Origin of the sequence: Methylobacterium sp. PvP105, from assembly GCF_017876975.1 — a bacterium.
GTDB classification, from domain to species: domain Bacteria; phylum Pseudomonadota; class Alphaproteobacteria; order Rhizobiales; family Beijerinckiaceae; genus Methylobacterium; species Methylobacterium radiotolerans.
In genome coordinates this window covers 4,389,340-4,413,749 of record NZ_JAGIPA010000001.1, presented here as the reverse complement: position 1 = coordinate 4,413,749, position 24,410 = coordinate 4,389,340, and the positions used below count along the sequence as shown (strand labels likewise).

General features: G+C 68.3%; 38 protein-coding genes and 2 pseudogenes. 15 read left to right on the top strand and 25 right to left on the bottom strand.

Annotated elements, in window-relative coordinates; translation table 11 throughout:
* Positions 1-2: 2 nt before the first annotated feature.
* Together J3A75_RS21750 and J3A75_RS21745 are read right to left on the bottom strand one after the other, a co-directional pair.
* Positions 3-1,370, bottom strand: a complete 1,368-nt coding sequence (locus J3A75_RS21750; RefSeq protein WP_063110600.1) for an efflux RND transporter periplasmic adaptor subunit — start codon at positions 1,368-1,370, stop codon at positions 3-5.
* Positions 1,371-1,504: 134 nt separating this feature from the next.
* Complete coding sequence (locus J3A75_RS21745; RefSeq protein ID WP_063110599.1) at positions 1,505-1,876, bottom strand: hypothetical protein; 372 nt, start codon at positions 1,874-1,876, stop codon at positions 1,505-1,507.
* Positions 1,877-2,182: 306 nt separating this feature from the next.
* Here J3A75_RS21745 and J3A75_RS21740 point away from each other — a divergent pair, with 306 nt between their 5' ends.
* Both J3A75_RS21740 and J3A75_RS21735 read left to right on the top strand, forming a co-directional pair.
* Positions 2,183-2,422, top strand: coding sequence for a hypothetical protein (locus J3A75_RS21740; protein WP_063110598.1), 240 nt, complete (start codon positions 2,183-2,185; stop codon positions 2,420-2,422).
* A gap of 163 nt (positions 2,423-2,585) precedes the next feature.
* Positions 2,586-2,819, top strand: a complete 234-nt coding sequence (locus J3A75_RS21735; RefSeq protein ID WP_063110597.1) for a hypothetical protein — start codon at positions 2,586-2,588, stop codon at positions 2,817-2,819.
* A gap of 49 nt (positions 2,820-2,868) precedes the next feature.
* Here J3A75_RS21735 and J3A75_RS21730 read toward each other — a convergent pair.
* Positions 2,869-3,384: pseudogene (locus J3A75_RS21730) on the bottom strand (transporter); the annotation flags it as partial.
* Positions 3,385-3,422: 38 nt separating this feature from the next.
* Between J3A75_RS21730 and J3A75_RS21725 the strand changes: the two are divergent.
* The 9 genes and pseudogenes from J3A75_RS21725 (at position 3,423) to J3A75_RS21685 (ending at position 11,035) form a co-directional block, all read left to right on the top strand.
* Complete coding sequence (locus J3A75_RS21725) at positions 3,423-3,863, top strand: hypothetical protein (RefSeq protein ID WP_063110596.1); 441 nt, start codon at positions 3,423-3,425, stop codon at positions 3,861-3,863.
* 907 nt (positions 3,864-4,770) lie between these two features.
* Positions 4,771-5,178 (top strand): recombinase family protein, encoded by a 408-nt coding sequence (locus tag J3A75_RS21720; RefSeq protein WP_245364407.1) that lies wholly within the window; start codon positions 4,771-4,773, stop codon positions 5,176-5,178.
* 115 nt (positions 5,179-5,293) lie between these two features.
* On the top strand, positions 5,294-6,307 hold the full coding sequence (locus J3A75_RS21715) for an ABC-three component system protein (protein WP_063110595.1): 1,014 nt from the start codon (positions 5,294-5,296) through the stop codon (positions 6,305-6,307).
* Complete coding sequence (locus tag J3A75_RS21710) at positions 6,304-6,795, top strand: ABC-three component system middle component 2 (RefSeq protein WP_063110594.1); 492 nt, start codon at positions 6,304-6,306, stop codon at positions 6,793-6,795. The genes J3A75_RS21715 and J3A75_RS21710 overlap by 4 nt, the downstream gene beginning before the upstream one ends.
* A gap of 2 nt (positions 6,796-6,797) precedes the next feature.
* On the top strand, positions 6,798-8,666 hold the full coding sequence (locus J3A75_RS21705; protein WP_063110593.1) for a hypothetical protein: 1,869 nt from the start codon (positions 6,798-6,800) through the stop codon (positions 8,664-8,666).
* Between the two features lie 86 nt (positions 8,667-8,752).
* Positions 8,753-9,442 carry a helix-turn-helix domain-containing protein gene (locus tag J3A75_RS21700; protein WP_063110592.1) on the top strand — a complete coding sequence of 230 codons (690 nt, stop codon included), beginning with the start codon at positions 8,753-8,755 and terminating at the stop codon, positions 9,440-9,442.
* A 77-nt stretch (positions 9,443-9,519) separates the two neighbouring features.
* The gene (locus J3A75_RS36625; RefSeq protein WP_245364408.1) at positions 9,520-9,627 is read left to right on the top strand and encodes a recombinase family protein; all 108 of its coding nucleotides are present in this window, start codon (positions 9,520-9,522) and stop codon (positions 9,625-9,627) included.
* A 137-nt stretch (positions 9,628-9,764) separates the two neighbouring features.
* A pseudogene (locus tag J3A75_RS21690) lies at positions 9,765-10,503 on the top strand (IS5-like element ISMra2 family transposase); the annotation flags it as partial.
* Positions 10,504-10,582: 79 nt separating this feature from the next.
* The gene (locus J3A75_RS21685; RefSeq protein ID WP_209650968.1) at positions 10,583-11,035 is read left to right on the top strand and encodes a hypothetical protein; all 453 of its coding nucleotides are present in this window, start codon (positions 10,583-10,585) and stop codon (positions 11,033-11,035) included.
* Between the two features lie 23 nt (positions 11,036-11,058).
* On the opposite strand, the gene J3A75_RS21680 is transcribed toward J3A75_RS21685, so the two are convergent.
* From J3A75_RS21680 to J3A75_RS21650, 7 genes are read right to left on the bottom strand one after another with little or no spacing between them, the layout of a single operon-like run.
* Positions 11,059-11,529 carry a hypothetical protein gene (locus J3A75_RS21680; RefSeq protein WP_063110590.1) on the bottom strand — a complete coding sequence of 157 codons (471 nt, stop codon included), beginning with the start codon at positions 11,527-11,529 and terminating at the stop codon, positions 11,059-11,061.
* Entirely contained in the window at positions 11,526-11,735 is a 210-nt protein-coding gene (locus J3A75_RS21675; RefSeq protein ID WP_063110589.1) for a hypothetical protein, read from the bottom strand. Before J3A75_RS21675 ends, J3A75_RS21680 begins: the two co-directional genes overlap by 4 nt.
* On the bottom strand, positions 11,732-11,986 hold the full coding sequence (locus J3A75_RS21670) for a hypothetical protein (protein ID WP_209650739.1): 255 nt from the start codon (positions 11,984-11,986) through the stop codon (positions 11,732-11,734). Before J3A75_RS21670 ends, J3A75_RS21675 begins: the two co-directional genes overlap by 4 nt.
* Positions 11,983-12,267 (bottom strand): hypothetical protein, encoded by a 285-nt coding sequence (locus tag J3A75_RS21665; RefSeq protein ID WP_063110588.1) that lies wholly within the window; start codon positions 12,265-12,267, stop codon positions 11,983-11,985. The genes J3A75_RS21670 and J3A75_RS21665 overlap by 4 nt, the downstream gene beginning before the upstream one ends.
* Entirely contained in the window at positions 12,264-12,476 is a 213-nt protein-coding gene (locus J3A75_RS21660) for a hypothetical protein (protein ID WP_063110587.1), read from the bottom strand. Before J3A75_RS21660 ends, J3A75_RS21665 begins: the two co-directional genes overlap by 4 nt.
* A gap of 11 nt (positions 12,477-12,487) precedes the next feature.
* On the bottom strand, positions 12,488-12,772 hold the full coding sequence (locus J3A75_RS21655) for a hypothetical protein (RefSeq protein WP_063110586.1): 285 nt from the start codon (positions 12,770-12,772) through the stop codon (positions 12,488-12,490).
* A 2-nt stretch (positions 12,773-12,774) separates the two neighbouring features.
* The gene (locus tag J3A75_RS21650) at positions 12,775-13,191 is read right to left on the bottom strand and encodes a hypothetical protein (protein ID WP_209650738.1); all 417 of its coding nucleotides are present in this window, start codon (positions 13,189-13,191) and stop codon (positions 12,775-12,777) included.
* 1,022 nt (positions 13,192-14,213) lie between these two features.
* Here J3A75_RS21650 and J3A75_RS21645 point away from each other — a divergent pair.
* From J3A75_RS21645 to J3A75_RS21630, 4 genes are all read left to right on the top strand, one after another.
* A complete protein-coding gene (locus J3A75_RS21645; protein ID WP_209650737.1) occupies positions 14,214-15,851 on the top strand; it encodes an AAA family ATPase in 1,638 nt (545 codons plus the stop codon).
* Positions 15,852-15,862: 11 nt separating this feature from the next.
* Positions 15,863-16,486 carry a hypothetical protein gene (locus tag J3A75_RS21640; RefSeq protein WP_209650736.1) on the top strand — a complete coding sequence of 208 codons (624 nt, stop codon included), beginning with the start codon at positions 15,863-15,865 and terminating at the stop codon, positions 16,484-16,486.
* A gap of 326 nt (positions 16,487-16,812) precedes the next feature.
* The gene (locus J3A75_RS21635; RefSeq protein WP_063110583.1) at positions 16,813-17,583 is read left to right on the top strand and encodes a metallophosphoesterase; all 771 of its coding nucleotides are present in this window, start codon (positions 16,813-16,815) and stop codon (positions 17,581-17,583) included.
* Positions 17,580-17,954, top strand: a complete 375-nt coding sequence (locus tag J3A75_RS21630; protein ID WP_063110582.1) for a hypothetical protein — start codon at positions 17,580-17,582, stop codon at positions 17,952-17,954. The genes J3A75_RS21635 and J3A75_RS21630 overlap by 4 nt, the downstream gene beginning before the upstream one ends.
* A gap of 122 nt (positions 17,955-18,076) precedes the next feature.
* On the opposite strand, the gene J3A75_RS21625 is transcribed toward J3A75_RS21630, so the two are convergent.
* From J3A75_RS21625 to J3A75_RS21560, 15 genes are read right to left on the bottom strand one after another with little or no spacing between them, the layout of a single operon-like run.
* Positions 18,077-18,472: a dATP/dGTP diphosphohydrolase domain-containing protein gene (locus J3A75_RS21625; RefSeq protein ID WP_209650735.1), complete on the bottom strand. Its 396-nt coding sequence runs from the start codon at positions 18,470-18,472 to the stop codon at positions 18,077-18,079.
* Complete coding sequence (locus tag J3A75_RS21620; RefSeq protein ID WP_063110580.1) at positions 18,462-19,100, bottom strand: DUF1937 family protein; 639 nt, start codon at positions 19,098-19,100, stop codon at positions 18,462-18,464. The genes J3A75_RS21625 and J3A75_RS21620 overlap by 11 nt, the downstream gene beginning before the upstream one ends.
* Complete coding sequence (locus J3A75_RS36620) at positions 19,100-20,383, bottom strand: hypothetical protein (protein ID WP_063110579.1); 1,284 nt, start codon at positions 20,381-20,383, stop codon at positions 19,100-19,102. Before J3A75_RS36620 ends, J3A75_RS21620 begins: the two co-directional genes overlap by 1 nt.
* Complete coding sequence (locus J3A75_RS21610) at positions 20,383-20,592, bottom strand: hypothetical protein (RefSeq protein WP_063110578.1); 210 nt, start codon at positions 20,590-20,592, stop codon at positions 20,383-20,385. Before J3A75_RS21610 ends, J3A75_RS36620 begins: the two co-directional genes overlap by 1 nt.
* The gene (locus J3A75_RS37075; protein ID WP_281068120.1) at positions 20,592-20,714 is read right to left on the bottom strand and encodes a hypothetical protein; all 123 of its coding nucleotides are present in this window, start codon (positions 20,712-20,714) and stop codon (positions 20,592-20,594) included. Before J3A75_RS37075 ends, J3A75_RS21610 begins: the two co-directional genes overlap by 1 nt.
* The gene (locus J3A75_RS21605; protein WP_209650734.1) at positions 20,702-20,872 is read right to left on the bottom strand and encodes a hypothetical protein; all 171 of its coding nucleotides are present in this window, start codon (positions 20,870-20,872) and stop codon (positions 20,702-20,704) included. Before J3A75_RS21605 ends, J3A75_RS37075 begins: the two co-directional genes overlap by 13 nt.
* Positions 20,872-21,054 (bottom strand): hypothetical protein, encoded by a 183-nt coding sequence (locus J3A75_RS21600; RefSeq protein WP_063110577.1) that lies wholly within the window; start codon positions 21,052-21,054, stop codon positions 20,872-20,874. The genes J3A75_RS21605 and J3A75_RS21600 overlap by 1 nt, the downstream gene beginning before the upstream one ends.
* On the bottom strand, positions 21,051-21,473 hold the full coding sequence (locus J3A75_RS21595; RefSeq protein ID WP_063110576.1) for a hypothetical protein: 423 nt from the start codon (positions 21,471-21,473) through the stop codon (positions 21,051-21,053). Before J3A75_RS21595 ends, J3A75_RS21600 begins: the two co-directional genes overlap by 4 nt.
* Positions 21,470-21,685: a hypothetical protein gene (locus J3A75_RS21590; RefSeq protein ID WP_063110575.1), complete on the bottom strand. Its 216-nt coding sequence runs from the start codon at positions 21,683-21,685 to the stop codon at positions 21,470-21,472. Before J3A75_RS21590 ends, J3A75_RS21595 begins: the two co-directional genes overlap by 4 nt.
* On the bottom strand, positions 21,682-21,996 hold the full coding sequence (locus J3A75_RS21585) for a hypothetical protein (protein ID WP_063110574.1): 315 nt from the start codon (positions 21,994-21,996) through the stop codon (positions 21,682-21,684). The genes J3A75_RS21590 and J3A75_RS21585 overlap by 4 nt, the downstream gene beginning before the upstream one ends.
* Entirely contained in the window at positions 21,993-22,511 is a 519-nt protein-coding gene (locus J3A75_RS21580; protein WP_063110573.1) for a hypothetical protein, read from the bottom strand. The genes J3A75_RS21585 and J3A75_RS21580 overlap by 4 nt, the downstream gene beginning before the upstream one ends.
* A gap of 2 nt (positions 22,512-22,513) precedes the next feature.
* Positions 22,514-22,741, bottom strand: a complete 228-nt coding sequence (locus J3A75_RS21575) for a hypothetical protein (protein ID WP_063110572.1) — start codon at positions 22,739-22,741, stop codon at positions 22,514-22,516.
* A complete protein-coding gene (locus J3A75_RS21570) occupies positions 22,741-23,877 on the bottom strand; it encodes a glycoside hydrolase family 108 protein (protein WP_063110571.1) in 1,137 nt (378 codons plus the stop codon). The genes J3A75_RS21575 and J3A75_RS21570 overlap by 1 nt, the downstream gene beginning before the upstream one ends.
* Positions 23,874-24,089, bottom strand: coding sequence for a hypothetical protein (locus J3A75_RS21565; RefSeq protein WP_063110570.1), 216 nt, complete (start codon positions 24,087-24,089; stop codon positions 23,874-23,876). The genes J3A75_RS21570 and J3A75_RS21565 overlap by 4 nt, the downstream gene beginning before the upstream one ends.
* A complete protein-coding gene (locus J3A75_RS21560; protein WP_063110569.1) occupies positions 24,089-24,358 on the bottom strand; it encodes a hypothetical protein in 270 nt (89 codons plus the stop codon). The genes J3A75_RS21565 and J3A75_RS21560 overlap by 1 nt, the downstream gene beginning before the upstream one ends.
* Positions 24,359-24,410 lie beyond the last annotated feature (52 nt).

Genomic DNA, 24,410 nt, shown 5'->3' with positions numbered 1-24,410 from the left:
CCTCAGTGGTCGTGGTCGGCTTCGGCCTTGCCGAGCTCGGCCTTGAGCAGGAAGGTGTTGGCCACCGCGATCTCCTCGCCGGGCTTGAGCCCCGCCTTGACCTCGAAGGAATCGTCGTCGGAGCGCCCGAGCTCGACCTCGCGCTTCTCGAAGCCTTCCTCGGTGCGCACGAAGACGACGCGCTTGCCCTCGATGGTCTGCAACGCCGCCTTGGCCACTCGGACGGGGACCTGCTCGGTCGCGATCTCGACCTCGGCGGTGACGTAGGTACCGGGCCGCCACGCCATGTCCTTGTTCGGGAGGGCGACCACGACCCGGGCGGCACGGGTGTCGGCGTTGAGCAGCGGACTGACGAAGATCACCTTGCCGCGCTCGTGCTTCTCCTCGCCTCCCTGGCTCGGCGTGACGGTGACGATGGCGCCCTCCCTGACCTTGGCGAGATCGGAGGTCGGCACCGAGAGCTCGATCCAGACCGTTCCAAGGTCGGCCACCGTGTAGAGATCGGCCGGGTCGCCCTGACTGCCGACAGTGGTCCCGACGTCGACCTTGCGCTCGACGACGCGGCCTGCGAACGGCGAGCGCAGTTCGTAGCGGCGCAGGCTGGACTGGTTCGGGGTGGCCTCGTCGCGCTTCTGCGCAGCCTGGACCTCGGCGGCGTTCAGCCCGAGCGCCGACAGCTTCTGGCGGGCTAGGTCGACGCGCAGTTGGTTCTCCAGGAAGGTCGCGCGCGCGTTTTGGAACGCGGCCTCGGACGCGGCCTGGGAGGCGAGCAGCTTCTGCTGGCGCTCGAAGTTTATCTTCTGGAGCTCGGCCTGGACCTGAGCGGTCAGGTAGTCGCTCTTGGCGTCGGCGACCTCGCGGCTGTCGAGCACGGCCACGATCTCGTCCTTCTGCACGGCGTCGCCGAGGCGCTTGCGCATCTCGGCCACGGTCCCGACCACCCGGGCCGGGACCCGGGCGATCCGGTCAGTGTCCGGCGTGATGGTGCCGGGGACGAGAAGATGGCGCGCCAGGGTACCGCCGTCGGCCTTGGCGACCTGGATGCCCTGCGTCTCGACCTGCTCCGCCGTCATCCTGACGTGGCCTTCCTCGCCCTCCGCCTCGGAATGCGCGTGCTCGCCGTGGCCATGACCGTCCATGACTTTCGCGGCGGGCTTGGTCGCGGGCTTGGCATGGGCGTGGCCGTCGCCCTCGACATGGTCGGGCTCGGTCGCCGGCGCCGCGGCACCCGGCCCGTCGGTGAACGCGAACAGGGTCGGCGGTACCCCCGCCGCCGACAGGGTGTTGCGGACGAAGCCCGAGACGGCGGGCACGGTCGCGCCGACGGCTATGCCGACGGCCAGGACGACCGCGAGAACGAGGATGCGCATGGGAACCACTCGACCGGGACGCCGGGCGGGCATGCATGCCACCGCGGTCGTTCCGCTGCTTTCAAGAAGGGACGGGTCCGGAGCCTATGAGGCGGCCAGACGAAAATCCGCGCGCGGATGCGCGCGGCGTCACCTCAGGTGCGGGGCGGTCGTGCCGGACGGCCGGGCGCGATGGCGACGGGGGCTTCCGCGGTCCGTGCGTAGGACGGCCGCGGGCGCTCCGGTGCGGGTGCGAGGGGGGCGCCATCGAGGTAGGCCAACTGATGGCAGCCGCAATGGGCGTGGCACGCGAGGCCGGGGTCGGCGGACGACGGCGCGGCGGAGGCCTCGACCACCGTCAGCTCCGTGGCTCGATGGTGATCGCCGGCATGGAAGGTCAGGTCCTCGGCGAACCCCGCGGACGGGGCGACGAACGCGAGCGTCAGGACGAGCATGAGCGTGCGGACGGCCAGCGCCCACCCGTCACGCGCCGCTTGCCGGCGCCTATGCCATCCACCGAAGTCCATCGTCGCCCTTATCCGCGATTCCGGCCTGTCGACACAAGTGGTGCCGCCTGCGACTTGAACTCACGATGAACGCCACGGCCTGCCAAGTTCATCGACGGCTCCCGTTGGTCAACACGCGTGATCGCGCGATGCCCCACAGCAAATCGCGCATATACGACGGAATCATCCTCGATCCGCCAAGCACAATCCAATCGCTCGGTCCCTACTGTTCGGCCCGGACATGAACGGAAACCGACCGGAAATCATTCCGGAACGGTTTCGCGGAGAGGTGCATTCCGAGATCGATCCGAACCGAAGGAGATGCGGATGAAGCTCACGATTGCCGCCCTGGCCGCCTCGGCTGCCCTCGTGCTCAGCCCAGTCGGCGCGTTCGCCCAGCACGTGGACGTCGGTCCCGGCGGTGTCGCGGTCCACGGGGACCGTCATCACGACGAGGTCGAGCACACCCATTCGACCGTCGAGCACCATCACCGCGAACGGCCGGTCGTTCACGACCACCACGACGACGTCCACGAGCGCACCGTGGTGGAGGAGCACCGGCACTGACTCGCATGCAGGAAGGGGCCGCGGTGCCGGGTGGCAAGCTCGCGCCGCGGCCCTTCGCTTCCTGGGACGCGCGAAGGTTGCCGGTTGCTGAACGTCGGTCTCAGGGCGCGTTCAATCCCGTCGTCCCAGGATGCCCTCATATGATCGAGCGTCGGAGTGCCCCATGAGAACGATCTTCGCCGGACTGGCAGTGGCCCTGGCCTTCGCGCCCATAGCTGCGTCGGCGCAATACTACGAGGGCGGTTACGGCCAGCGGCGGCCGCACGACCACGTCGATGTCTACCGCCATGGCGACCACGAGGACATCGTCGTCCGGCACCATCACCCCCGACGCTACGAGGATCGGCCGTACTTCGAAGGGCGGGGCCATCACCATCATCACCACCACGATGACTGAGCCGGGTTTCGCCGGGGCCGACGACGCTGGTGCCTCGGGGAACGCGTGTTCAAGAAACCGCCTCGTCGAGGAGCAGAAGCAGTAGGAACCCGGCGAAGAACATCGCCGTGACCCAGGGCCGGTCCTCGGTCTCGTGCGCCTCGATGAGCAGTTCCTCCGTAACGAGGTAGAGCCGCGCGATCAGGCCGAACGCGAGGAAGCCGCCCTGGACGGCCGCGGGCATCGCACGGATCGGGCCACCGAGCAGCGCCCCAAGCGGCAGCAGCAGGACAAGGCCCGCGGTGGAGCCGACCACCTTCCATTTCGAGGCGCCGCCCTCGCCGAGCTCGCTCGCGACGGTGAGCCCGAGGAACAGCACCTCGACAGTCAGGGCCACGGTCAGGAGGATGCCGGCCTTGGCTCCAGCCGTGAATGCGTTGCCGGGGACGAGGCCATCTACCAGGATGTCGATGCCCATGACCGACATTAGCCCCACCGGCCCCTTCATCCTCCTTTCCAGCGTTCGCACTTCGAGCATGGCTGGGATGCCAGCTACGCTGCCGACGAGGGTAGCCCAGGGCAACCCGGGCCCTCGGAAGCCTCCTGACGGCCCCGGATGACGCGATGGCCGGGCAGCCCTCGGCCCTCGTCCGGCAGATGCGCCAAGCCGAGAGCCTGGAGCGGGTGCGCGTCGAGATCGCTGACCTCAAGGGACAGCTGAAGGGTCTCTACAACTACACGTCCAACCTGACGCCGTTCTTCTTCTCCGTCGGCGGCTACCTCGTCATCCAGGGCCGCCTCTCCCTAGGTGCGCTCGTCGCGGCCCTGACGGCCTACAAGGAGATCGCGCCGGCCATGCGCGAACTGTTCGACTTCGCGCAGGACTGGTCCGACGCGAGGGCCCGCTTCGAGGAGATCGAGAAGGCGCTCGGGCCCCCTGAGCCGACGCTCGCTGTCTCTGGTGGGGCGGCCGGGCGTGCGATGACGAAACTCCGTGGCATCGAAGCCAACGTGCGCCGTTCGGCCCATGGCGTGCCGATGAGTTCGAACGAAGCTACGAGGTGAGAGCGACAGCTTGGCCACTTTGGTGCTCGTTGGCGTCCGCTGTCGTCTTCGCGCAGTTCGCATTCCCGACGACCTATTTTCGAAAAATCAACAAATCGAACAGGACGGCGCACCAAACTGCGACGATGGCGATCCAGTATTCCAATTGAGATATTTCGGATCGGTCAGAGTTGTTGGCGGCGATGCCGCAGCTCGGACATCGCTCAGTGTCGGCGCAGATCGCTCGCCCGCAAGAGGTGCATTTCGATAGGAGCACAGGCGCCTACCTTGTATACTGCTTGGATATCTAGGATTGACTGCATCTACACTGTGAATAATACTCTGCAGCCAGGCTACCCGATTCCCTGAAACGAATCTATAAAGCGCCGAGGCCTGTAGCTGAAGTACGTATTTTGGATTAGACACGTCCGCGTTCGAAGCCCATGAAGTAATACTAAGTTTCCTTCCAGCATTTCCTGACCTTAGATTGTCTGAGGTGCGTCATGCTGCATCTAAGCGAACTGTCGCTCGCGCACTGCTGGAAACGCGAAAAAGTACCGGCCGCTTCGAGCAGGCTTCGAACGCTTGCCATGCATGCGCTTTCTTCGGTTCTTCTACCGGATGCGCATCGGCAGAGATCCGTCCACAGGCGTCATCCAGACCTGTCCGATAGGGATCGGCCAGCGGACAGGGGGGACGCGACGCCTGGGATCCGCCCGAACAAAGGGGATTTCCGTCTCATAAGACCCGTACGCTAATCCTTTCAATGGCGGGGGGCCAAACGCACACTCTCGGCCATGACGACGTTCCTGATCGGCTACGCCCGCTGCTCAACCGACCGACAGGATCTACACCGACCACGGGCTGACTGACACCAACAGGTACGGCCCCGGCTTGGCGCAGGCGCTGGCCGCTGTCCGCTGTCCGGATGGGCGATACGCTCGTCGTCCCAAAGCTCGACCGGCTAGCCCGCTCAGTCCCGGACGCTCGCGCCATAGCCGATGCATTGGCGGGGCGAGGGATCAAGCTGGCCCTGGGGGCAAGCGTCTACGATCCCACGGACCCGACGGGCCGCATGTTCTTCAACATCCTGGTGACTTTCGCCGAGTTCAAGGGCGACCTGATTCGTCTCCGAACCCGCGGGGGAATGACGATAGCCCGGTCCCGGGGCAAGCTGCGCGGCAAGAAGCCCAGGCTATCGGAGAAGCAGCAGCGGGAGCTGCGCTGGATGAATGACACGGGCGAGTATGCGATCGCGGATCTGGCCGAGCTGTTTTCGGTGTCTCGTCCGACGGTCTATCGAACGATCGCCCGCCAGCCAGGTCTGTCGGGTTGATCGATTTCCCGGACCGAAGGGCTCGTATAGGTTGCGGTCCGACCAGGCATCGGTCTTTACTAGGTCGCCTCCGAAGGGCAGGCGCTAGGCCGAGCATCCTTCCTGGATCGGGATCGTGAAAAGCCTCGCCATAAGCCTGAAAGAGCTGGAGGATGACCAGCTTGAGGAGTTCATCGAGCTGTTCGTTGAGCGCATCGGCGAAGGATACGTCGCCGTCCATCGGCTGGGGCAGGCCAACGACAAGGGACGCGACGTCGTCGGATTCCTGACTGATGCGAAGCACGAGGGCGCTTGGCATCTCTACCAGTCCAAGCGGAAGACGTATGCCAGCGCGCTCGGGGTGGGGGAGGCGCTCGTCGAACTTGGCAAGGTGTTTTACCACCACGCCGGGGGCGGCGCGTACAAAACGCTTCCCACGAAGTACGTGTTCGTCTCTCCCAGGGGCGTCTCGGGGACCCTGCGCGACCTGATCCTCAATCCTTCGGACTTGAGGGCCGAGCTCTTGGCGAAGTGGGATACCCACTGCAAGACCGGCATCACCGCGCGCGGCGGCAAGCCGACCCCAATGACTCCGGAGATCAAAGCGCTCATCGAGGCCTACGACTTCAGCCAGGTCTCGTACCTGTCCGCGACCGACATTGTGAAGCATCCCGCCGCAGGGCCGGCGTTGGGCCGTGTGCTGAGGCTACCTCCCGGGGAGGCACCGGCCGGAGAGGCGCCTGCGGATCTGCAACCGGAGGAGGTCGAGTATCTCGACCAGCTTCGCCGGGCCTACGGCGAGGCGCGCGGTGTGCCCTTTGCGACTGTGGACGCCGTCCTCGCGGACGGAGAGTACGGTCCTGATCTCGGCGACCAGCGTACGCGCTATTTCGAGGCTTCCTTCTTCAAACGGTTCCACCGCGACAACACCGATGCGGCGGCGCTCGATGCATTCCAGCAGGATGTTTACCATGGCGTGATAGGCGTCCACCGCCGTAAGCACATGACCGGATTCGATCGGCTATGCGCCGTGATGGATCATGCCTCGCTTATGCCGGCGGCCATCGGGGGCAAGCTCGCACGGGTGCCCGTCCGACAAGGCGTGTGTCACCACCTCGCCAACGAGGGGACGATGAAGTGGATGCCATGAGGCTCGACGGGTTCGGCCGGCTCTACAACTCGCTGCTAGAGACGGGTATCCGCGCGGTGGTCGTCCTTGAGCATTTGCGGCCGGTGGGGGCCGACCTACCTGAGATGATCCTGTTCGACCATGTCGTCGTCCACACGGGGGACCACGGCGGTCCCGAAAGCCTCCACCCTCCAGTACCGGAGCGGCAAGGAGAACTGCTCATACGCCGACGCCTGATCCAGCAGAGCCTGCAGCTAATGCAACAATGTCATCTCGTCGGAGAGACCCATGATGCCGATGGGATCTCGTATCATGCTACCGACGAGGCCGCCGCTTACGTCGAGCTCCTTGAGACGCCCTATTCGGAACACCTGAAGCGCTGCTCCGCGTGGATCCGCGACGAGGTGGATCGCCACAGCAAGGACGGGTTCAAGGATCGGCTGCGCGAACGGATCGGTCATTGGGCCGAGGCGTTCGGCGCGGTCGAGGGACCGGCGCAGCGAGCCTGATTATGTCCTCTCGCCGGTTCCTCCTGCGCCGGATGGCCTTCACCGGCAGCGCCGTCCCCGTGTCGGATCTCGACTTCGTGCCTGGGATCAACCTCGTTTGGGGTGCCTCAAGCGCCGGCAAGTCCTTCGTCCTGGCGGCCCTCGATTTCATGCTGGGCGCCGGATCCCTGCCCGAGATCCGATTCCTCAATGGTTACGAGCGCGGTTGGCTCACCCTCGATTTGCCGACCAGCGGCCGCGTTACGCTCGCGCGCGCGGTCTCCGGCGGCCATTTCGACCTGTACGATGGTGACGTTGACCCGCGAGATCCGGGGCAGCCTATTCGAACCCTTTCGGCAGATCATAAGGCCACGAGGAACCTCAGCATATCCGCTTTCCTGCTCGGCGAGCTTGGCATCGGGGACAAGCTGATTGACCGGACCCTCAACGCCGAGAAGAACACCTTCACCTTTCGCCACTTCGCTCCCTACGTCCTGACGGACGAGACAAGCATGATGGCCGAACGAAGCCCCACCGAGATCGACCCGCGTGCCGGCGATACGTTCAACAAGAACGTCTTCAAGTTCCTTCTCACCGGGATCGACGGTTCCTCGACGGTGACGATGGAGAAGTCCGAAACTCAGCGGAGGGGAAACGCCGGCAAGCTCGAACTCATCGTGGAGCTTCTGGCGGCCGCGGAGGAGGAATTGGCACAGGGGTGGCCCGACGCATCGAGCCTTGAGGGACAGGAAGAGCGTATCGAGGAGGCGATCAAGGCAGTCTCGGCGGAGGCGGCTACCAGGCAGGATAGACTCGACTCGCTCCGATCCGAACGGCGGGAGGCCATGGAAGCGGTCGCCAGCCTGGAAGATAGGCTTACCGAGATCACGCTGACGCTCGGACGCTTCGACCTGCTTGCCGCGGTCTACGCAAGCGACGTCGCCCGGCTGGCTTCCCTCGCCGAGGGCGGGGCGGCGCTGCTCGCTGGCTCCCGTCGCCCGTGCCCGCACTGCGGCGCCGATCCAGAGCATCAGCGCCATAGCCACGGCCTTGACGAGATTGGGCGGACGCACGTGGCCGTCGAGGCGGAGATCGCGAAGATCAGGTCGGAGCAGGACGAACTCCGGCGCACGGTCGCGGACCTGCTCGGGAGGCAAGATACTCTCGGCGCGTCCCTTTCGGGGTGGAATGCCGAGGTTGGAAAGATCGATAGGGCCATCGAGGCCGAGCTGCCTCTGGAGAGCTCGATCCGTTTCTCCTACGAGCGACACGATCGAGAGCGAGAACGGATCCGTCGTGGATTGTCCGTGCAGCGTCGCATCGACGACCTTCAGGCACGCAAGAGGGAGATCGAGGCCTTCAAGCCAACCAGCCTGCCTCGCGGAAGCGTCGTACCGGGGGTCAGCGGGAGCGTCGGCGACGAGTTCGCGGCTGATGTGCAGACCATCCTTAGGGCTTGGCAGTTTCCTGGGCCGCCGAGGGTGTCATTCGACAGCAAGAAGCACGACATCCTGCTCAACGGCGAGAACCGCCGCGGGAACGGCAAGGGGGTTCGCGGCCTGATGCAGGCGGCGTTCAAGATCGGGGTCCTAGTCTACTGCCGTCGGCACGGCCTTCCTCATCCGGGCATCATCGCGCTCGACAGCCCCCTGTTGAGCTTCCGGGATCCCCACACGTCGAAATACGGGGAGCTGTCTGAGGACGAGCGGGTGCTCAGCGAGACGCAGCTCAAGCATCGTTTCTACGACTACCTGATCCGTACGGCCGGCAGCGTCCAGTACGTCATCATCGAGAATGACGCCCCCCCTATCGATCTGGGACCCGATGCGAGGATCACGATCTTCGCCGGCGAAAGGGGTGTGGGAGACCGGAAGGGCTTCTTCCGCGTATAGGCCAGGCAATGGACTGTCGGGTCCCTGTCGTGGCCGATCCGGAGGGATCGGGGCAAGCTCCTCTCCACGAACGAAGGGGATGACCGATGAGCGAGACGGACACCGACCAAATCGACCGCTTGCTGACCAGCCGTGAGATCGGGGCCGTCGTCGCGGCCCTTCGCGACGACCGCGGCTGGACGCAGGAGACGCTGGCGGAAATCGCCAGGGTGACCGTCCGCACGGTGCAGAGGGTCGAACGCGGTGAACCGAGCAGCACCGACACGCGGAGGGCGTTGGCGGGCGCGCTCGAATTCCAGGACCTCGACGCATTCAACATGCCCTGGCCCTTGCCGAACTACGAACGGATCAGGGCGGAGCACGAGCGTCTCCTGCGTGAGACGGTCGAGGTCGAGATCAAGCCCGTCGCCAACGGGCGTCACCTACGGGAGTTCGCTGAGGCGGCCGAAGGCTGGCAGCACTCTCAACTCGTCGACATGACACCCTCCGCGGATGCCGCGCTGGCGACGCTGCGGGACTATTTCCAGGACTACGGCGATGTCCACGACTGCTACAGCGAAACCCAGAAGCTCGGCGTCAACGCCGATTTTCAGGAGCTGATCGATACCTTGGCCGCCGAAGGCATCGGTCTTTGTGCCGGGACGCGTCGGGTCCGCATCGGCGGCTTCGCCGACGACGGCGCGATCCTGGCAACATTTGTTCACCTTGTGGCGAGCTCGCTCGACGATCTGCCGAAGGCAATCCGGGTGCAACGCCACATGTCGACGAAGTGGTAGCCCTTGGTAGGTCCAGGCAAGGGCATAAATGTACGCCGATCCTTTCGACGAGGGGCCTCAAACGTACACTCGCGACTATGACGGCGCTTCTGATCGGCTACGCCCGCTGCTCGACCGACAAGCAGGACCTCGCGGCCCAGCGCACCGCGCTGAAGGCGCTCGGCGTCGCGCCTGAGCGCATCTAAACCGACCATGGATTGAGCGGGACCAATCGCGCGCGGCCGGGTATCGACCAAGCCCTGGCGGCCGCCCGCGCCGGCGACACGCTAGGGCGTCTCTGCAAAGGGTTCACAGGCCGCGGGATCGGCCCCATGTGGGCCTGATGCGACGCTTTGAACTGACTGACGCGCAGTGGGAGCAGATCGCCCCGCTGCTGCCTCCGCAGAAGCCGCGCACGGGCCGGCCCGCCGAGGATCACCGCCAAGTGCTCAACGGCATGCTCTGGATCCTGCGTACCGGTGCTCCCTGGGAGGACCTGCCGGCCCGCTACGGGGCGGTCGGAACCGTGTCGAGCCGGTTCTACCGCTGGCGCAAGGCCGGCGTGTTCGACCGGGTGCTGCAGCGCCTGCAGGCGCAGGCGGACGCCCGCGGCGCCCTGGACTGGGATCTGCACCTCGTGGACGCCACGGTGGTGCGCGCCCACCAGCACGCCGCCGGGGCACGCCGGTCCGGCGCCATCGGGGGGTGAGGCGACCGTCGAGGGCGTGGGCGAAGCGCTCGGGCGCAGCCAGGGCGGGTTCTCCACCAAGCTGCATCTGCGCGCCGAGGGCGGCGGCAAGCCGATCGCGGCGGTGCTGACGGCCGGCGAAAGGCACGAGCAGTTCGCACTGGACGCCTTGATGGACAAGGGCGCGGTGCCGCGCTCAGGGCGAGGCCGCCCGCGCCTGCGGCCCCGTAGGACGGCAGGGGACCGGGGTTACTCCAGTCCGCCGGCGCGTTGTCGCCTCAGGCAGCGTCGGATCGAGCCGGTCATCCCGACCCGCAAGGACCAGCCGCGTCAGCCCGACTTTGACAAGGCCGCGTACCGCGAGCGCAACAAGGTCGAGCGGCTGATCAACCGAACGACCCGACCGCCGGGAACCCCGTATTCACGCGGGCTTGCCTCGGGGCCCGGGCGGACTCAGACTCCCGGGCATGCCGATGAGCGTTCACGATGCCCTGGAGGCCTGGAGCGAGGGCCGCCTCTCCACGGAGCGGACCCTGGAGCTGACTGGGTGCGCCGACGTCGACGAGCTCCTGCGTGCGTGCGATTCCAGCGACGTCCCGCGCCCCCGCGACGAGACCGCCATCGAGGCGAAGGCCGTCGCGGCGTGCCGGGACCCCTCCGCCGCCCGCTGGAGCGTCGAAGACGGTACGGGCTGCTCCAGCCGCGTCGAGCTTCGCGTCAGCGTCCTCGTGGGCACGCAGCGGTCCACGATCATCGTGGCCGACCCGATCACCGGGCGCGCCCATTTCCACGAGGTCGTCCCGCATGGGAGCGAGACCGCCACCGCCGCCGAGGCCGTCCGGGCCCTGATCGGGGCCCGCGTGGATCTCAAGCCAGCGCTGGAACCGGGGGGCGTCCCCGAACCGCTTGGAGAGCGCGGCAAGTAGCTCCGGAGAGGGGGCGGGGCGGGTCACGCCGCCCTCCTGCCGACAGGCTGGCCCAACGATCTGCCGACGTAGAACAAGCCGGTAATCGCCATGACGGAGGGGTAGTCTTCCAGCTTCCATGGCCCGCTTCGCTTGGCGGGGTCCAACACGGTCCCATCGCCCAGCATGACCACGAGGTGGCCACCAGGACCGCCGGCATCCACGAGACACAGATGAACCGGTGCCCATGGGCGCGGGGGCCACGCCGATCGCGGCTGGTTCGTCAGCTGGTCGGTTCTGTAGGCATGCTGGACCGCGTATCCCTGTAGGGCCAGGAATTCGGCCCATACGTCCGAGGTCAGCCCCCTGCCGACGTCGCCGATCTCGGACCTGACGTCCTCGTACGAGCGGCCAAGGACCGTGGCTAAGCACGCCACGGCGCACCCGAAGCGATCCTCCTGCTGGACCGCCTTGACCTCGCGCATCATCCAGAGGTGCCTTGCGCGCCTGTTCATCGCAGTCCTCTCCTCTTGGCCTCGATCGCCCGCCGGCACACCACGGAGCATTCCCGGATCCCGGCGATCCGGTCCTGGCAGTCGTCCAGGCAGCGGCTGTAAGTCTCCAGGATCCGGGCGAACGTCGGCGCGTCGGGGTCCTGCGGCAGGTACGGCTCGACGGATTCGCGGGCCCGGGCGGGCGCGGGGACGTGGCGGCGGGTCACGCAGGCCTCCGCGATCCGAACAGGGGGCCGCCCAGACCACGACGCGGCTGGACCGGCGCCGCCTTTGCCGCCATAACGCGACGGCCCTCCGCGTAGGCGTGCTCGATCATGCCCAGGTCGTACGGGCAGTGCGGATTGAGGTCGCGCCAAGCCGGACGTCCAGAGACGCGACGGCGACCGGCTTCGTAGTGGGCCCGGGCCGCCGCTTCGTGCTCGGGGGAGTCGGCAATCGGGAAGGCAGCCTCGCTCATCGTCCCCCTCCGTCGGCCATCACGTCGGCCAGGGCCACGATCCTCGCGGCGATCTCGTCGAGGGCGATCTGCTTGAAGGCCTGGTCACCCACCTCGGCCCTGAGACGCCGAAGCTCCTTGCTCTGCTCGCCCAGGATCACCGTGGCGCGCACGGATTCGGTGTAGTCCCGCGGGGCGAGGAGCCGGCCGATCCACGGGTGCACCGTGCCGTTGAGGATCGCCGTCATGCGGAGGGTCCGCTCGTCGTCCTGCGTGAGGAGGTAGCGCTGGCGCGGGGTCACGACCTGGACGTCCCGTCCATGGCCGCCTGGGCCGCACTGGCCACACGCGTCATGGCGAGCGCCGCCTCGGCCAGTCTTTCTCCGAGCGGGCATCGCGAGAACGTCGCGATGGCTTCCTCGTCCTCAACCCCGTCGAATACCTCGACGAGGTGGCAGACCTCGGCATCCTGATCCTTGAGCTGAGTCCAGTTGGTCAGACGGTAGGCCACGGGGTCTCTCCTCACTCTGCGCCGGGATGCGCATGGACCTGGCCCCCGCCATCGGCGAGGGCGTTCACCTGATGCCCGCGGGTCCCAGCCTCGCGCAGGCCCGATGCCGACAGCCGAACCCGCAGCGGCCCGGCGCTCTCGACGAGGAGCAGGGTGCAGAGGCGAAGCCACGTATCGGTGTTGAAGGGCAGCCGCCGGCCGGAGGCGATCACGGCACCGGTGCTGTCGACCGCGCCCTCGCCGCCGGCGTCGCGCAGGGCCCTGATCGCGGCCCGCTGGGAGTCCGTGAGCGTCACGGTCAGGCCTGCCGGGCCGGCGCCGCCATTTCGCCAGTCTCCAGGGCGTGCTCGATTGCCCTCTTCAGACTGTCGAAATTTGGCTTGCCCTCAGGGGACGCCACTTCCACGGTGATGACCGGGAGGCGATCGGACGGGGCGTCTTCGAGCGCCGCGTTGGCAGCCTCGATGAAGGCCTTCGCAGCCTCACGGGCGCTGGCCAGCAACAACGTCACGAGACTGTTTACGGACTCAGCCCGGTCTGTGCCGTCGCAGTCCATGCTGTCGTGCACTTCGATGCGCTGCCGTTGTCCGCTCATGGTGCCGACTGTGGCAATTGCCGACGAAAGCACCTTATGATCGTAGTACCCCTCGTCGCGCTGAACGACGCACGGTCCTGGGGCGACCTCGATCAGGAACCACCTGAATTCTTGCCTCATGAATCCCTCCGTCATTTGGAGGTATTCAACACCCTCAGCACGCGATACCGATGATGCAAGCTCGCAACACTATGCCGACACCGTGGGATTTCTTTTCCACAGGGTGGACCTATAGGCAGGATGGCTTAGTTTGATTGGCACGCCCCGCCGTGAGGCCGGGGATGAGCCGTCATCGAAGACGACATGGTGAAAGCCTAAGAGCCTGGGCCGCAAGGCCTGGGATGACCCGCTCGCTCGCGAGCGTTGACTGCCCGTAATCACCCCCGGCCCTCGTGCCGAGGATGGACCGCCCCGGCGCTTCGACGCCAACGAAGCTTACCCGCCCCGCCAACGCGGGGATCACCCATCTTAGTCCTCGTGCATACCCCGTGTTGAGTGCCTCGCCCCGGCGGGGATGACCCGTACAACCGCAGGGTCTCACCCTGTGATGGACGCCTCGCACGTTCGCGGGGATGACCCATCGGTCTCGTGAACCCCTGCGTTCACGCACGTTCCCCGCCCCGGCGGGGATTACCCATCAGGACTTCCGGTTTCGAACGGTAGCCACGGCCCCGCCCATGCGTGGGGGATGACCCGAGGGACGACTCCGGGTTGGCCAACCGCATACGGCCCCGCACCATCGCGGGGATGACCCATCGTCCAGCGTGGACTTGCGCAGGACCTGCCAACCCCGCCCATGCGTCGGGGATGCCCTTCGGGGCTCCGGCTTCGGCAGCCGGTGTTTCCTCCCTATACTGAGCGGGCCTCGACAGTCGTCGGGGCCCGCTTTTTGTCACCTGCAGGTTACATTTGTCCGTCCAAGCGGACTTTTGTAACCCACAGGTGACTCGTGTCCGTTTTATCCGACATTCCGTCCAGGGAAATCTTCACCATCCCGGCGATCTGCTATTGCCTGGGCGACGGCAAGGACTCAGTATCCGGTCCATGACCCAGCGCCTCTTGAAACGCGTAGCCCGAAAAGCCTGAGCCCCGCCGCTCGGCAGCCTTCGCTCGCTCCGTTTCCAGACCGCTGAGACCTTCCCATGCCGATCACCGCCGACCAGCGCATCGCCGTCGCGCGCGCCCTGCTGCACAAGCCGACCCGCGTCACGGGCCCCCAGGAGCCCACGCATCCGCTCCCGCTGAGCTGCCTCCTCGCCGGCGGCGAGTGGAAGGGGTGGGACGTCCGCGTCGACGTCCCGGAGCGCGCCCGCCTGTTCCTGGAGGGCTCCCACGTGTCGACGCGCTCCCGGAAGCGCGTCGAGGCGCTGCTGAAGAACGTGGACATCAAGAGCCTCAAGGCGGCCGAATCCGCGCTGATGGCCGACCACACGCATACCGATCGGATCCCCACGTGGCACGCCCTCGAATGCAGGGACCTGGCGCGGGTGCTCGTCCTCGCCCGGGCGGAACTCGGCGACCCGCAGGCCTGCGCCGAGGCTTCTGGGCTCGCGCTGAATTACGCCAGGGACAAGATCGTTATGCGCGACCCGGGGGCGTGGTTTTTCATCCGGTCGGCGCTGTGGTGGGCCTACGGGAGCCGGAGCGACGCGGCCGATATCGAGTACGTCCCGGCCCCACGGTACGCCGATCTCTCCGCGGACTCCGAGCTTCTCCGGCCGCTCGCCGAGCTGCTCGGCGACATGCATGCGGCCCAGCAGCAAGTCGATACCGAGGAGGACCTCCTGCGCGGGGGCGCTGGCGCGCAGGGCGGCTCCGATCTGCCGCCCGCGCAGCCGGGTGACCCCTTCGATCCGCTCGACCTCGGTGACTGGGGAGGCGTGCCGGCCCCGGCACCCGGGCCGACGCTCACAGTGTTCCCGCGGCTCGACCACCTGCCCAAGCCATCATCCGGCGCTCGCGACCGTGGGGACTCCCCTCGCGCCCTCGTCGAGGACCTGGCGGGGCGGCCCCTGCCGCTCGTCCCCGCGCCTGACCCCTCGGCGTTCCGGCGTGCGTTCCTGGACGCCGTCCCGTGGGCCGACGAAATCGCGGACATCTACGCTAACGACCTCGTCGGGGCGCGGTTCGCGGCGTTCCGCCCCCGCATCCTCCTCGGGCCGCCGGGCCAGGGCAAGACGGCCGGGGCGAAGCTGCTCGTTCGCCTCGTGGGGCTGGAGGCCACGGTCTTCTCTGGCGCCGGCGTCACGGACGGAGGGGCTTTCGCGGGTACGTCCCGGCAATGGGGGACGTGGCGCCTGTCCACGCCCGCCCAAGCAATCCTGAGAGCCAAGAAGGCGAACGCGGGGATCATCGTCGATGAAATCGAGAAGTCGACCGATATTCGTCGGTGGGGCAGGCTCGATGAAACGCTCCTGCCTTTCCTTGAGCATCACACGGCTAAGGCGATGCACGACCCCGCGCTGGAGGCTCCGGTCGATTGTTCCGCGGTCAGCTACATCCTCACCGCGAACGGCCTCGATGGCGTCTCGCCTCCGCTCGTAGACCGCTGCCAGATCGTCCGCTGGCAGGGCCCCCGGCGGGACGATCTGCCGTTCCTGGCCCGCGCCTTCATCCGGGAGATCCGGGCGGAGCGGGGGCTCGACGAGAGCTGGATTCCCGATCTCGACGGGGGCGAACTCGATGCCCTGGACTGGTGGCGGGGCGGGTCGATGAGGCCGCTGCGCCGCGCCGTCGAGGCGGTCCTCGCCTCCCGTGATGCCTACACCCCCAGCCACTGAGGACCACCCCCATGTCACGCATCGAGGATGAATTCCTGCTCGTGGCCAAGGGCGCCCTGAGGCAGCGGGAAGGGTACGAGAGCATCCGCGTTACCGCGATCCGGCCGTCAAGGAATGGTCCGGTCGTCGCCTATCAGCATGATCCGATCGGTCCCCCGCCGCCCACGAGTTCGGGCGAGCCCTCGCAGGAGCCGCCGGCCGACACGATCCTCGATGGCGTCGCGCGCGTGCTCCAGGTCCGGTGGCGCGGCGGCCCGCCGATCACGATGAAGGCGGAGGACGAGGCGTGGCGGGCGCCGCTGCACCGCGTCTTTCCAAGACTCTTCGATGTCGGCGGCCCCCATAGCTGGTCCGGCTGGAGGTTCATTTGGCTTGCCGCCGCCGAGTGGATTACCGATATCGGGGTTCCTGCGGACTGGGAGTGCGGTCAGACGAAGGAAAAGTTTGGATCGCTGCGATGGTATGTCTACGGAAATCTCACCCGCAGACACCAAAACGTCATTAGGACTGCCGAAATTATCTCTGGACATACTTGTGAATATTGCGGTGCGCCCGGTAGACTACGCAAGGGTGGGTGGGCCAAGGTTTGCTGCGACACGCATGCCAAGGGGCGGGGGGAGGTTTCCTGTGACTGACATCTACCGCAACCTCACCCACCGTTGCTGGTCCGTCCGCGAGGGCGGCCGCGTCGTCGCGCACGTCTCGGCCGCGGCCCTCGCGGAGGTCACGCTGCACGCTTCCGAGCCGTCGCGCCTCCGGTTCCTCCGTACGGGTCACCGGACGGTCCACGCTTGGGCGCGTGGCGTCCTCGTCGATGCCGCCGGCCCCGTCGATGCGGTCCGCCTCCACTACCGGCCGGCCACCGCGCCCGGCTTCCGCACGCCCTCCGGGGCCCTCGTCCGAAAATCGCGCCTCATGCGCTTCGAGTCGGACGGCACGGCATGGGCAGCGGGAGGTTGGGATGACACGGATTTGGATACTCAGCGACATCCATGAGGACGTCTATCCGTTCGTGTGGCCGACGCCGCCCGAGCATGATGTCCTCGTCGTCGCCGGCGACTACTGCGAGAAGCTCCCCCAGGCACTAGCCAGGATCCGGGACACGGCGCCGACGGACCGACCGATCGTCTACACGCCCGGCAATCATGATTGCTGGCGCACGAAGTGGCCCCGCGATCTGGGGCCAGCCCGGGTCCAGGCGGAGTTTCGCGGCATCCATCTGCTGGCCGAGGGCGAGAGCATCGAGCTCGACGGGACGCGGATCATCGGGGCGACGCTCTGGACGGACTTCGCAGTCGAACCGCGGCTGACCGCGCTCGCCCGCTCCGACTACGACCAGGGCCTCATGAGGGACCGCCAGCGGATCACGAGCACGCATGGCGGGTACGGTCGATGGCTGTCCCGCGACGCGATCACGGAGCACCGGAAGCACAGGGCCGCGATCAGGGACCGACTCGCGGTCCCCTTCGACGGGCCGACCGTCGTCGTCACGCATCATGCCCCCCATCCGCACAGCCTGCGGGGCGGGGGCTGGTCGGAGCCGCTCGACGGCGCCTACGCCTCGGACCTTTCGGACCTATTCGCCGGGGCCGACGCGCCGGCGCTGTGGGTGCATGGCCACGTCCACGAGAGCCGGGATTACCGGAGTGGCGGGACCCGGATCGTGTGCAACCCGCGCGGCTACGGGACCGAAAATACGGAGTTCGACGCGCGCCTGACGGTGACGCTGTGAAAGGCGCGGGTCTCGCCCTGGCGATCGCAGCGGCCGGTGTCGCCTCCACCCCGGGGATGGGCCCCGGCAAGTGGCTTGCCGTCGTCCGGCAGGTCGCCCCGGACGGGGCTGTCACCGGCCGCCTCACGTTCGAGCGGACACCGGCAGGCACGCGCTGGTCGCTCCGCTGCTACGATACCCGCGGCGGCCGGGCCGACGTGCACGCCTACGATGGCGTCGCGCCGGCCGAAGACGAATGGGTCATGGGGACGACCGCGGGAGGCCATTTCACCTTGGCCCTGAGGGGCGAGCCCCTGTTCGCGGCTTGGCTCGACGGCTGCCCGGGGATGGCCGAACCCGAGGCGATCGTCCGCGCGCCGGGCTCTCGGTGACCCTGTTGAACATAAGGGCCCCGATCAGGGCCCAAACCGTTATATCTTGAACATAAGGCCCCGGCCGCGACGCTATCTTGCACGAGAGAACCGGAATCACGCGCTATCTTGAACGAGTGGCGTCAGGCGGCCTTCACGACCGGCATCGTGGCCGCATCGTACGCCTTCAGGATCCGGATCGTCTCGGGGCTCCGGAGCCTGCCGTCCAGGAACGTCCCCGCGTCGATCGCGTCGAGCAGGATGGCGCACGTCGCCCGGATGTGGGCGAGATGGCTCACGCCGCTCTGCTCGTCCGCGTCCTCGCCGGCAGCCCACAGGGTCAGGTGCCGCTCGATGGCGCCGACGTACGTCTCGGCGTCGATCGGGTCCTTGCGCCAGTTGTGGCGTCCGTAGGCCTTGGCCGGGCAATCCGCCCCGAGACCGAGGACGGCCGCCTCCTGCACGAGGGCCACACGCGGGATCAATTCCAGCGGCAGCTTGCGCATGCCGGCGGTGCGCTTGGGGTTCTCACTTGGCATAGAACGCCCCAATCATGTCCTCTCCGGAGAGCCAGCCGCGGGTGCGATACCGATCCTCAGCCAGCTTCTCGGGGCAGCCCTGGCTAGCGATGTCCTCCAGGGTCGTCTCGCCGGCGTACGGATCGACGCGCTCGGCCTGCATGCAGGCCTCCAGCATGAAGTCCTGGTGGTAGAGCGTGAAGGCCGTCCAGCCCTCCGGGGGGCCGGCCTCCATGCTCGCGATCAGGTAGGAGCCCGGGGTGTGCTGGCCGATCGGCTGGACATACCACACGGGGATCTTGGCCTCGTGAGCCCAGGCGATCTCCTGGCGGATCCCGCGGGACTTCTCCCATCCCGGCAGCATCATCACGACGACGTGCTGGCAGGCCAGCAGCATGGCCCGGTCCCGCTCCATCCACTCGGCGTGGGTGAGCTTGGACCCGCCGACGGCCTCCATGCCGTAGGTGTCCGCGATCGGCGAGTAGACCGCCATGACCGTGGCCGCCTGGAGGGCCGAGGCCGCCCGGCAGGCGTCACGCCAAGCCGCTTCCTTCGTCGGGTACACCGTGAAGGGGGAGGCCATGTAGATCCGGTGGCCCGGGAACTTGGGCAGGGCGTCCCGCAGGACGGCGTTGTCGAAGCGGATCATCAGGCGTGCCCCTCGGGCTGCGCGTCGAGGATGGCCTCGCGGGCGCGCGAAACCTCCCCGTACGACCGGTGGTAGGTGATCGTCTGGAGCGAGCGCCCAGACAGGAATCCGGCCCCGTGGTGCCACGCATCCTGCGCGACCGGGGCCTGGTGCGATTCGGCCACCACCGCGCCGGCCTCGAAGCCGAGGAGGCGCTTGTGGTGGATGTGGAACCCGTGGGCGTAGCGGAACCGGGTCAGCCCCCAGTCCTCGGACCGGCGGGCGGCCATGACGCCCGGCAGGTCCTGGAGCTTCGTCTCGTGGCCGTGCGTCGCGGCCAGCATGACGCGGCCGAACCGGGCGTACCAGAACAGGCTCGGGTCCAGGTCGACGGCGACGCGCGGTTCGTTGCGGTACCAGGCGTAGAGGAAGTGGGCGATCGCGACGGCGCAGTGCTCGTCATGGTTGCCCTTCAGGATTCGGACCACGACCCGCTGGTGCCGGCGCAGCATGGCGTCGACCGTGCGGACCGTGAGGCGGCTCGCGACGTCGAACACCTTTGGGTAGCGCCCGTCCACGTCGAGCTGGTTGCCCGAGCGCGCCGTGCGGTTGTCCTGGTTGTCGGCGTGCATGAGGTCGCCGCCGCCCAGCACCACGCCGAGGTCCGAGGCCGGGGACCGCTCCACGACGTTCTCGACGGCGCGGCCGATGACCTCCTCGGCGATCTTCAGGTCCCAGTCCGTGCCGGTCTCGCGGCCCCAGGAGTGGGCCCCGATATGCCAGTCCGCGAGGGGCAGCAGGGTCAGCAGGTCGGCCGACGCGGCCGCCCGCGCCGGGATCGGCTCGTGGCGGGTCTGGTAGCCCTCGAACGCGCCCTTGATCGCCTCGACGACGTCGAGCGGATTCACGCCCTCGCGGGTCTTCACCCACTCCTGCGTGACCCGCCCGGATGCGTCCCGGAGCTGGGACACGCCCTTGACCACGTGGCCGGCCGGGATCTCGCCCTTGGCCCCGGGGGCCTTGGCCTGGGTCACGTATTCTCGGACGACCTCGCCCTCCTTGCCGTAGACCGCCGTGGTGCGTTTGATCGCGTACCCCGGCAGGACCGGCTCGGTGCCGAGAAGCCCCCGCTCGGAAGCGAAAGCCAGTTGGGTATCATTTACCCGCACGCCATCTGTGAGCTTCTTGAACCGCTCGCCGATCGAGGATCGGGCCATCCCGAGGGCCCTGGCGGCGGCCCCAACGTTGCCGGCGGACCGGACGGCGGCGAGGATCTCGGCATCGGTGACCTTGGCGGCGGGCATCAGGCGGCCTTCCGTGCGGGCTTGGACCAGGTCTCGCCGGCGGCCTTCATGCGGCGGCCCTCGTCGGCGACCCGGTGAATGAAGAGGCGGCCGATCCCGGTGTACCGGCGCAGGGCCACGCCCACGCCGTCGCGATCGACGAGGTCGGCGACCTTCCGGGGATCCACCTCGGTCAGGATCTCCGCGTAGCGGGTGGCTGGCTTGGCCATCAGAACCTCCAGACGGGCATGGGGCCCCAGACTTCCTTGGCGAGCTCGGCCCCGAGCATCGGGATCCCGGCGGCCATGGCCCACCACCAGACGGTGAGGCGGATCGGTGTCAGCGGATCCATGCGGGCTTCCCCTTGGCGGCGGGCGTCTCGACCCGGGGGGCCGGCCCCTCGGACGGCAGCGGATCGCGGGTCGGGCAGGTGAAGCCCGGGACGAGCTGGCCGCCCCCGAACGCCAGGGACAGGCAGACCCGCACGGCGATCGGGAGGGCGGCGGGCATCAGGTGCGCCTCCGCTGGACGGGGCGGTCGATCGTGGAGATCGCCAGGCGGCTGCCGACGGTGCGGATCGCCTCGGCGAGGTCCTCCGGCGAGTACCGGGGGGCGACCTTCTTTGTGGGCGACCTGGACCGCAGGAGCGCGATCTGGGCGCGGTAGAGGTCCTGGTCGACGACGGCGGTCATTTGCCCCGCTCCACGGAGAAGATTGCTCCGTCGAGGCGATCGAGCCGCTTCTCCACACGGTTCTCGAACCGCTCGATCCTGCTGCGGATCAGGTCGTTGTCCCGCTGCGCTCCGGTCAGGAGGCCGCTGACTTCCTGGCGGGGGACCACCGCGGTCTTCAGTTCGCGGATGTCCTCCTGCTGGCGCGCCATGGTGGCCGCGAGGGGGGCCTGCCAAGCGGTGCCGACGTAGGCCGTGAGCGTCACCATCAGGCCGACGAGCCCGAGGAGGAGCTGCCATTGAGGCTGCCCCGCCTTGTCGAGCTTCGAGCTGAGGCGGTCGACGGCGGTTACGACGTGGCCGATGGACTGCTCCAGCCCGTCGACGCGCTCGTCGAGCCGGGCGAGCCTCTCCTCGGTCCTGGGGGCGGTGGCGGTCACGAGAGCCTCACGGTCGGTACGCAGGCCGCAGGTGCCGTGGGCCGGATGACGGTGCCGTAGACGACCAGCGAGAGGCCGAGGGCGGCGAGGAGGACGGGGGCGAGGAAGCCGCGCTGGCGAGTCACGTCGGCGAGCTCGCGCCGGCGCCACTTGGCGCGGCGGTATTCGAGGTCGGCGATGAGGCGTTCGCGCTCGCGCAGCTGTTCGATCACGACGCGGGTGTCTCCGCGGCGGGGAGCTCGGCCGGGGCCACCGGCGGGGCCGGCTGCGGCTCGGACAGGCAGGCCCGGACGGTGTCGAGCTTGCGCCGGCAGTCCTCGCCGGCCTGCGCCAGGTCGACGACGTAGGGGGCCACGGCCTTCATCTTGGCCGTCGGGGCGGGCGGGGCCGGCTCGGGCGAGCAGGACAGGAGGCTCGGGGCGATCGCCGGGCGCACGAACTGGACGCGGTCGACGTAGACCGTGTCCGTCTGGCAGCCGGCGAGGCAGGCCCCGAGGGCGATGAGGGCGGCGAGGCGGATCACTTGCGCTTCCTCGTGTGCTTGGCGCCGAGGGACTCCAGCGCGGCCCGCAGGCTCGCCGGCTGCCCCGCGTCGTCGCCGAGCGGCTCGCCGCGCAGCACCCGGTGGACGGAGTCGTTGACCAGGGGGGCGGACTCGCCGGGCTTGGCCGCCAGCTCCCTGCGGAGGTCGGCGAGCTCGGCCTGGGCGGCGAGGCGGCCCTGCTCGGCGGCCTGGCGGGCAAGCTCGAACCGGTCGGCGTCGTCGCGGGAACGCTCGGCGTCGGCGGCGTAGGCGAGCGCCTGCGCCTCGTTGTCGGCCGCGAGCTGCTTCGCGGTCTTGGCGTTGACCTGCGCGGTGGCCGCGACGTGTTTGGTCTCGTCCTCGGCGCGGTTGGCCCGCTCGACGGCGACCGAGGCCTCGGACCGGTCGTACCGGATTCCCGCGCCGAAGATGGCCGCCAAGACCGCGAACAGCACGAAGCCGCCCGAGAAGTAGCAACCGACCGGCCCGAGGGCGACCTTGATGAAGGCGCCCATGGTCAGGCCTCCTTCTTGAGGAAGGCGGCGTACAGGACGACGGCCCCGGCAGCTTGCGAGACGGTCGTGCAGATCGCGTTGAGGAGCCCCGGTGCCGGCCCGCACGCCAGGGAGATCAGGAAGGCCGCCACCGACACGCGGAGGGCACGATCGATGAGGGTGCGGTCGCCAGACCCGAAGAGCATCCAGCCGGCGATGCAGATCAGCGCGGCGATCTGGGAGTAGTCCATCACGAGTGCACTCCGGCGAGGGCGGCCGGGAGGGCCACCAGGTGGGAGGGGGCCGACGGCAGCTCGTCGTGGAAGGCGAACGGGTCGGACGGGTCGAGCTTGAGGGGCTCCGGGGCCGGGGCAACGGGATCCGGCTCAGGCGCGTCTGCAACCGGGGCCGCCTCCGTGGCAAGTACGGTTTCGGCGACCTGCGGGGCGACCTCCGCGGCCGGCTCGACCGCCGCCGGCTGGATCTTCAAGCCGGCTGGAACCTCGACGATGGTCGCCTGGGGCTCGTCAGCCGCCGGGATCGTGGCGGGCGCCACGAACGCCGCCGGGTGCGCGTCGAGGGCGTCGGCGAGTTGCTTGGCCTTGCGGGTCGCCCACCACCGGTAGGCGAAGCCGCCGGCCGCCGCGAGGCCGCCCACGGCCGTGACCACGCCGACGAACGTCCCCACCGACGGCAAGGTGTTGGCCAGCGGGTTGAGGGCCGTGGTGACCTGGTCGACGAGGGTGGCGAACACGCCGCCGCCGGTGACCGCGTCGGCGACCGCCGGGGACGGTGCGGACTTGGCATCCGAGATGTGCGCCCGGACGTCCATGCCGGCGAAGTAGGTCGGCTGGTTCGCGTAGGCGCCGGCGACGTGCTCAATGGCGAGCTTCTGGAGCTGGTCGACGCGCGAGTACCAGCCGCGGCCGTAGCGGCGGAAGCGCTTGAGTGCCGCCAGGAAGGCCTTGCGCCGCGCCAGGGTGTCTACGATCAGCTGCTCCTGATCCGGATAGGCCCGGATCGCGGCAACCGTGGCGGCGCCCATGACGCCGTCGACCCGGACGGTGCCGAGTGCGCGCTGGACCCACTTGATCGACTGGACGGGGCCCGAGTGGACCGAGCCGTCGAACAGGACGAAGTCGATGCCGGACGGCAGGTCGTCGCCGCGCACCTTGTCCCAATACTGGGTGTCGTAGATCGCGCTCCGCTCGGCCGGGGCGATGGCGAACACGTCGCACAGCGGCAGGCCGTGGCTGAGGCGCCAGCCGTCGTAGACGTGCTGGGTCACCCCGTAGGCGGTGCGGCCGCCGGGATCCTTCGGATCGTCGACCTTCCCGCCCTCGAAGACGAGGACCTTCGCGAGGGCAAGCTCGAAATCGGTCTTCATTGCGGCCTCTGCGAAACGGGGGGCGTGAAGTGCGGGTAGCCGGCGACGATCCGGGCGGCGTCCTCGGTCGAGAGGAGCCGGGTCACGGGACCGGCCGACGGGACCGGCACGGGATTGAAGGGGGCCTGCCGGCGGCGCGCGGCGAGTTTTCGGTCGCTCAGGGCGCCGAGCGCGAGGAGGGCCAGCAGGCCGAGGGCGGAGAGGGCGCGCATCAGTCGTGCGCCCTGATGTGGGCCTCGTTCAGGGCCCGGAGCCTGTCCCGGGCCGAACGGAGAAGGGCGAGCCTGGCGCGCTGGTAGGCGCCGGCGAAGTTCTCGGTGGCCGTGAAGGTCTCGATGACCTCGGCCGCCATGAACATCATGTAGAGTCGATCGCCATCGACCTGTGCGGCGTGGACGGTGGCGACGAGGGTGCACTTGCCGCCCTCGCCGAACCGGGGCTCCTCCTCGCGGATCTGGCCTAGGCTGAAATCGAGGCGCATCAGGACGCGAGCCTCCCGTTGTGCGGGGGCTCGAAGGCCATCGCGAGGTAGG